Annotated in this window: 5 protein-coding genes and 2 pseudogenes; 2 read left to right on the plus strand and 5 right to left on the minus strand. The window is 48.3% G+C overall.

Features of this window, described 5'->3' with window-relative positions; genetic code table 11:
- Positions 1-281, plus strand: a pseudogene (locus BN93_RS07720) (heavy metal translocating P-type ATPase); the annotation flags it as partial.
- Between the two features lie 189 nt (positions 282-470).
- Here the strand turns inward: BN93_RS07720 and BN93_RS07725 are convergent.
- The 4 genes from BN93_RS07725 to BN93_RS07740 form a co-directional block, all read right to left on the minus strand.
- Positions 471-2,585, minus strand: coding sequence for a S46 family peptidase (locus BN93_RS07725; protein ID WP_019187773.1), 2,115 nt, complete (start codon positions 2,583-2,585; stop codon positions 471-473).
- Between the two features lie 335 nt (positions 2,586-2,920).
- Complete coding sequence (locus BN93_RS07730; protein WP_019187774.1) at positions 2,921-4,381, minus strand: lipopolysaccharide biosynthesis protein; 1,461 nt, start codon at positions 4,379-4,381, stop codon at positions 2,921-2,923.
- A 175-nt stretch (positions 4,382-4,556) separates the two neighbouring features.
- On the minus strand, positions 4,557-4,925 hold the full coding sequence (locus BN93_RS07735; RefSeq protein WP_044260095.1) for a four helix bundle protein: 369 nt from the start codon (positions 4,923-4,925) through the stop codon (positions 4,557-4,559).
- A 351-nt stretch (positions 4,926-5,276) separates the two neighbouring features.
- Positions 5,277-6,506, minus strand: coding sequence for a nucleoside recognition domain-containing protein (locus BN93_RS07740; RefSeq protein ID WP_019187776.1), 1,230 nt, complete (start codon positions 6,504-6,506; stop codon positions 5,277-5,279).
- A 32-nt stretch (positions 6,507-6,538) separates the two neighbouring features.
- Here BN93_RS07740 and BN93_RS17535 point away from each other — a divergent pair, with 32 nt between their 5' ends.
- Complete coding sequence (locus tag BN93_RS17535; RefSeq protein WP_019187777.1) at positions 6,539-6,712, plus strand: hypothetical protein; 174 nt, start codon at positions 6,539-6,541, stop codon at positions 6,710-6,712.
- Between the two features lie 157 nt (positions 6,713-6,869).
- Here BN93_RS17535 and BN93_RS18595 read toward each other — a convergent pair.
- Positions 6,870-7,142, minus strand: a pseudogene (locus tag BN93_RS18595) (zinc-dependent metalloprotease); the annotation flags it as partial.

A 7,142-nucleotide genomic window follows, 5' to 3' on the forward strand; every position in this document is an offset into this window, starting at 1 on the left:
TAGGCATTGCGATGGGTGGAGCTGGTGCAGACATGGCCATTGAGACGGCCGACGTGGTGTTACAGACTGACCAACCCTCGCGATTGGCCCAAGCCCTAGGTCTTGCCCGAAAGACACGAACCATCGTTTGGCAGAACATTGCCTTTGCCATTGGGGTTAAAGTGCTGGTTATGGTGCTTGGCCTAATGGGTATTGCAACACTTTGGGAGGCCGTTTTCGCCGATAGTGGTGTGGCACTTTTGGCCGTAGTTAATGCCATGCGGATTATGAGGGGGAAGTGAAAGGATGCAAAAAAAGGACGTTTTCATCGAGAAAACGTCCTTTTTTGTTCATAACAGCTAACGAGTAAGCAAGTAGGAAAACCCATGCGCCTCGCGTTGCTTAGTTAACAAGTGAGGGCTGATTAAAGGAATTAAGTTCATCTGTTTCCACCTTAACTTAGGAGCAGATGAACCTAAATCCTCACAACCCTACAAGCCCATTTCCTTTAATAATCTATCGGCATGCCCCCATTTATCCATCATAAAGAGCATGTAACGGATGTCTACACCAATGCAACGAGCAAGGAGCGAATCGAAAAGGATGTCGCTCGACAGACTGTCCCAGTTGCCATCGAAGGCCAAACCAATAAGTCTGCCCTTGCCATCGAACATGGGCGAGCCACTGTTTCCGCCCGTAATGTCGTTGTTGGTGAGGAAACAAAGGTGCAGATTATTCGTGGACTTATCGGTGAAACGGCCGAAATCTTTCGACGAAAGCAACTGGCGCATGATGGGTTCTGCCTCGTAGTCAACGTTGCTTTTGGCACGATCCATCTTCTCAACGATGCTTTCGGGCGTGGTATAATAACCCAATTCCTTGCCGCCAAGCGAGAAACCTTTTACCTGACCGTAGCTAAGACGCATGGTAAAATTGGCATCCGAGTAATGGGGCATATCCTCTTCCATACGCAATTTGGCTGCACAGAGATAGCGTTCTTGCGCCTCGATGGAATCGTTAATTGCGCCCATTCCTTCGGTTAGGTCGTAATAGATGTCCATCACGTCTTGTCCGAAACGCACACCTGGGTCTTCTTTATACGCCTTGGTGTTGTAAAACAGCTTTGCACCCTTCTTCATGATGATGGAACGTGCATAAAGGTCGTCAACAAAACGCTGATAATCGCCGCCGAAACGTTGGTCGATGGTGGTGTAGAACTTGGGCAAATAGCGATTGCCTACCTGCTGGCGATAGTTTTTAAGCAGCACGGCCAGCACTTCCTTGTCTAGTGCCGCATCCCATTCGTCGCTGTTGTCGGTAAACTCGTGGTATTGCTTTGATGCAGGTTTCTTAGGACCTTTCACTTCCATGCCGCCCATTGCAAGGCGCATGGCGCGTGTAGCCAATTCGTTGGTGCGGCGGAAAGTTTCCATCCAATAATAGCGCGTGCGCACGCGGTCGAAACGCTTTTCGTAGTAAGCGCCCAGCTTATCAAAGTCGAGTTTTCCTTTAAGAAAGCCCGTTGAGTCTTGCCATTGGCGCAAGCGTGCCTCGTAATCGCGCTTTTGTTGCACTAAGCCGATGGAATCGATACATTTGTTCATTCCCAAAGAGTTCTTCCAATAGTTGGCACTTTGGGCGAACTTAGAGTCGTACTTGATACGCACAGCCTCGTTGGCACGCATGTGCCGGCGCATCACCTCTTGCTTAACGCCTCGTACTTGGGCGCGGGGAGTGTTCTCGCAATCGCGCCTTTCGATGATGCCGTAGCTTGAAATGTAACGGCTGGTGCTACCTGGATAGCCCATTGTCATGGAGAAATCGCCCTCTTTATAGCCATCGAGTGAGATGGGTGCCCAATATTGCGGACGATAAGGTACATTGTTCTTAGAATAAGCGGCAGGCCCATTGGTTGTTGGGTCGGCATAGATACGGAAGACGGAGAAATCGCATGTCTGTCGCGGCCACATCCAGTTGTCCGTTTCACCGCCGAACTTACCCATCGACTTAGGAACGGTGAAAACGAGTCGCAAATCGGTGAAATCTTGGTAAACGGTGGCATAGAAACTGTTGCTCTCGTAGAATGGGTCGATAGAAACACGAAGGGTTTTATCTACTTTACGCACCGAGTCGGTGAGTACCGTCTGCAACGAGTCGATAAGAAAATCCTTCTGTCGCTTGCTGGCCGCGGCATATCCGTTGGCCATCAGTCGCGAAGTAACGTCTTGTTGCGACTTCATAAAGCTCACGAACATGTCGCTGTTGGGCAGTTCTTCCTCGTAGGTCTTGGCATAAAAGCCGTTTAGCATGTAGTCGTGTTCAACGGTTGAATGTCTACGAATGGCCTCGAAACCACAATGATGGTTGGTAAATACCAATCCGTTGGGCGAAACCACCACGCCCGAACAATAGCCCGAGAAGTTAACGACAGCGTTTTTAACGGCATCTTTACTTTGATAGATGTCGGCGTATGGCAGTTTAAAGCCCTCGGCCTGCATCTGTTGGTACACTGCCTGCGGCAGATTGTACAGTGTCCACATGCCTTCGTCGGCCTTTGCCGTTCCGAATGCCATGAGGGCAGCTAAGATGAATGTAATTTTCTTCATATTTATTTGAATTGATGTATTGGTCAGGAGTTAAGGAGTTAGGGAGTTAAGGAGTTAAGCCGTATGCCTCGTTTGAATTGACATAATCGTCAGGAGTTAAGGAGTTAGGGAGTTAAGGAGTTAAGCCGTATGCCTCGTTGCCTGGTGGCTACTTACCTTGTCAACTCGTCAACCCACAAAACTAATCACTCCCCTCTCCCTTTGGAGAGGGGTTGGGGGTGAGGCCTTACAAAGCTAATCACTCCCCTCTCCCCTTGGAGAGGGGTTGGGGGTGAGGCCTTGCAAAACTAATCACTCCCCTCTCCCTTTGGAGAGGGGTTGGGGGTGAGGCTTTTTTATTTTCTCTTCAAATCCCACTTCCATATATGCCCGATGAAAAGGAGGATAAATACGGTATTCACACCCAATGCAACGGGTACGGAGAAATGCGTGTTGGCGTAATTAATGCACAAGTAAAAAAGAACTGTGATGCCAACGTACACACCGATACTTGTCAGCGGATAGGCGATGGGATACTTGCGTTGGCCCACGATGTAACTAAGAATCATCGCCGTGGCATAACCTGCAAAGCCTGCCCAAGCACAGGCCATGTAGCCATAACGCGGAACACACAACACGTTGACGGCGATGAGCACGGCGCAACCGATGCCCGAAAAGTAAGCACCCCAAATGGTTTTGTCGATAAGCTTGTACCAAAACGAGAGGTTAAAGTAGATGCCCATCATGATTTCGGCTGCCATAACGATGGGCACAACACGCAGTCCCTCCCAGTAATCGCGCCCGATGAGACGGCGGAAAATGTCGATGTAACCCATCACAACGAGGAAAGCCAGCAGGGTGAAGATAATGAAATACTTCATGGCCTTAGCGTAAGTGTCGCGATTGTCCTTGTCTTTCGACTTGCCAAAGACGAAAGGTTCGTAGGCATAACGGAAGGCTTGCGTTATCATGGCCATTATCATGGCTATCTTACTTGCCGCTCCGTAGATGCCCAACTGCGTGTGCGCATCACTTCCTTTATATATATAAGGGAACAATATCTTGTCGGCCGTTTGGTTAAGTATGCCCGCAATGCCCAATACCAATATGGGCCAGCTATAAGAAAGCATACGTTTAAGCAGGGCCTTATCGAAAACGTAGGCGAAACCGCGCAACTCTTTATAGAAACAAAAGGTGATGCAAGCCGTACAAACGAGGTTGATGTAGAAGGCGTAACCTGCACCAACGTTTGGCGAATAAATAAGGCTCACCCACTGATGCCCGCCTTCGTAAAGGGCTGGTAACAGCAGATAGTAAATCAAATTGAGCGAAATGTTGCTGCCAACGAAGAGCAATTTGAGGGTGGCAAACTTGATGGGACGCTTTTGATAGCGAAGGTATGCAAAGGGAATGCATTGGAATGCGTCGATGGCTACCGTCGCTGCCATCACCCAAATGTAAGAGGGATGGTCGGCATAGCCCATTGCTTGCGCGATGGGATGCAAGAAAAGCACCACCATGGCGATGAAAAGGGCGGAAGTGAAACCCACGGAGAGCAGGATGGTGGAATATACCCGCTGTGAATTTTCGTCGCTCTTATTGGCAAAACGGAAAAAAGTGGTCTCCATTCCGTATGTCAATAGCACCAAGAAAAGAGCCGTATAAGCGTACAAATTGGTGATAACACCATAACCACCACTTGCCGCTGAAATCTTAATCGTATAGAGCGGTACAAGTAGATAGTTGAGAAAACGACCCACTATACTACTTAATCCGTAGATGGCCGTGTCTTTAACCAAAGATTTTAAATTACTCATTGCTAAAAGTGAAAAGGTGAAAAGGTGAAAAGGTGGAAAGGTGAAAAGGTGAAAAAATGGCTTCGCCTCTCAAGGTATGAATGGATGAAAGGGTGAAAAGATGGCTCACGCCACGGAAAGCGAAAAGGCGATTAATGCCTACTTCACTCTGTAATCTCCCATTCTTTATCACCTATCATTTCTTTAACTTCTCTTTTTCCTTTAATTTATTGATGATATTAACTAATGTCCCTATTATCGTTTTGAGGTCGTTAGACACCGAGTCAAACTCCTCTTGCGTAATGGTATCCGAATCTTTTAATAGCTCCAACCAGTATTCCGTCTCGTCCGCCTCCTTTAAGGAGATGCTCAGTTTACTGATAAAATCAGCTGTACTTTGTGCATTCTTGCTCTCAGCGATATTAGCCCCAATACTGGTTCCACTACGACAGAGCTGTTTCGACATGATATATTCATGCCTTTCTTCCGTCAAGTACCTATACAGAAGAATTATTCTCAAGGCAAAGTTCTTACTGAGAGAAGATATAACATTGGTTTTATACATCTCTTTTTATTCGTTTTATATCGTTGTTATTTCGTTACATTATCATTTATCGCGAATGAAATAGGTTTAAGCACTGATGGTGCGACCATCTTTTCACCCTTAGTCAGTTTACAAGTTAACGAGTTAACGAGTTGACAAGTGAACAAGATTACGAGTGAACAAGATGGTGGGCGCAGCCATTTTTTCACCTTCTCACCCTTTCACTCCTAGAAGGGCGAACCCATTTTTTCACCCTCTCACCCTTTCACCCTTAGAAGGGCGCAGCCATTTTTTCACCTTTTCAACCTTTCATCTTTAAAAGGGCGCAGCCATTTTTTCACCTTTTCAACCTTTCACCTTTTCACCTTTAGATTAGAAGAACAGGTAGCATATGAATATCGCTGCCACCACTCCTGCAAGGTCTGCTAGCAGTCCGCAAGCCACAGCGTGGCGCGTATAGCGAATGCCAACACTGCCAAAGTAAACGGCGAGCACGTAAAAAGTGGTGTCGGTGCTGCCTTGGAAGATGCAACTGAGCCGCCCAACGAACGAGTCGGCACCGTAAGTAGACATCGTATCAATCATGATTCCGCGCGCACCAGCCCCCGAAAGGGGTTTCATCAGCGCGGTGGGCAATGCCTCGATGAAATCGGTGTTTATGCCTAGCAAGCCCACCAACCAACGAATACCATCTACAAGGAGGTCCATTGCGCCCGATGCACGAAACACGGCCACACCCACAAGTATGGCAACGAGGTAGGGAATGATGCGAACGGCCGTTTGGAAACCATCTTTCGCCCCCTCGATAAAGGTGTCGTAGACATTGACACGCTTACATACACCAGCCACAATGAATGCAACGATGATGCCCATAAGCAGAATGTTTGCCGTGGTGGTGCTGAAAGTGTTCATCGTTTCCTTATCCATTCTGCCGAATCCCCAAATAATCGAGGCGACGATGGCGCAGGCAATGAAAAGACCTAAGAGGGTTTTAGGACTGAGCAAGTTTATCTTTTGATATATGCTGGTGATGATGATACCTGCCAAAGTGGAAAAGAATGTGGCCAAGAGTATGGGTATAAACACATCGGTGGGCTGCGACGCACCAAGCTGAGCGCGATAGGCCATGATGCTTACGGGTATCAGCGTGAGTCCCGAAGTGTTGAGTACGAGGAACATAATCATGGGGTTCGAGGCCGTGTCTTTCTTAGGATTGAGCGTTTGCAGTTGCTCCATCGCCTTCAATCCCAAAGGAGTGGCGGCGTTATCGAGACCCAACATGTTGGCAGCAATGTTCATAAAGATGCTCCCCGTTACGGGATGACCCTTGGGAATGTCGGGGAAAAGGCGGGTGAACACAGGGCTTAGCGCACGAGCCAAGGCGTTAACTACACCTCCACGCTCGCCAATCTTCATCACACCAAGCCATAAAGCGAGGATGCCCGTTAGCCCTAACGATATTTCAAAGGCTTTTTTAGACATGTCGAAGGTGCTATCCATCATGGCTGGGAACACTGTGGCATCGCCCATAAAGATGAGTTTTGCCGCAGCAACCACGAAGGCCACGAGGAAGAAGGATATCCAAATGTAGTTTAAAACCATGTTTCTACTAGATGTTTTCGGTTTTTTGAATTATGGGTTCGCATGCCTTTTATGGCCATTTGCTTACCCGTTTGAAGGGTGTTCGGCCGTTGGAATGGCTGTTTTCGGTATCGTTCGCGTTGCAAGAGATGAGCGGCAACACCATCATGACCGCTCACGAGAAGCTGACCGACGGCCTGCAACCAACGCAGATGCTGGCAAGATAGACCATAGCCAACGCCCTACCCGCCTCGTTCGTACCAATGAATGGCAAACGAACCTGCCTAAAAGCCGATGCAATGGGGCAAAAAGCAAGATTGCCTATGCCGACAGATGCCACACCAACGACGGCCATCTGTCGTGCCATCGCTGGTGAAAAGCAGACTAACGCACGTTTCGTCCGCGTTCGCGCACCGTCTTTATTTGGTTTACTTGGCGTGCCAAGTCGGCATAATGCAAAGCATTGATGCCCGTGGCCGTTTGCATTTCGGCTTTCAGATAGTTGTCGAGCTTGTCAAGATGCTGGGCAACAAATAGCAGTGCATCGGTGTTGAAAGCGGGCGCAGTGGCACCAACCTTATCCTTATCGTCGGGATTGAGCATGGTGTTGAGCCGCTCCACATAGTTGCGTTGCAGGGCTCGGCGACTGCTGTTCTT

This window comes from Prevotella conceptionensis 9403948 (assembly GCF_000312305.1).
Lineage (GTDB): Bacteria > Bacteroidota > Bacteroidia > Bacteroidales > Bacteroidaceae > Prevotella > Prevotella conceptionensis.

What these genes read in the sequence shown, in the direction of transcription:
- BN93_RS17535 (WP_019187777.1), top strand. Translation starts at nt 6,539, where the DNA reads ATGGGTTCGCATGCCTTTTATGGCCATTTGCTTACCCGTTTGAAGGGT.
- BN93_RS07735 (WP_044260095.1), bottom strand. Translation starts at nt 4,925, where the DNA reads ATGTATAAAACCAATGTTATATCTTCTCTCAGTAAGAACTTTGCCTTG.
- BN93_RS07725 (WP_019187773.1), bottom strand. Translation starts at nt 2,585, where the DNA reads ATGAAGAAAATTACATTCATCTTAGCTGCCCTCATGGCATTCGGAACG.
- BN93_RS07740 (WP_019187776.1), bottom strand. Translation starts at nt 6,506, where the DNA reads ATGGTTTTAAACTACATTTGGATATCCTTCTTCCTCGTGGCCTTCGTG.
- BN93_RS07730 (WP_019187774.1), bottom strand. Translation starts at nt 4,381, where the DNA reads ATGAGTAATTTAAAATCTTTGGTTAAAGACACGGCCATCTACGGATTA.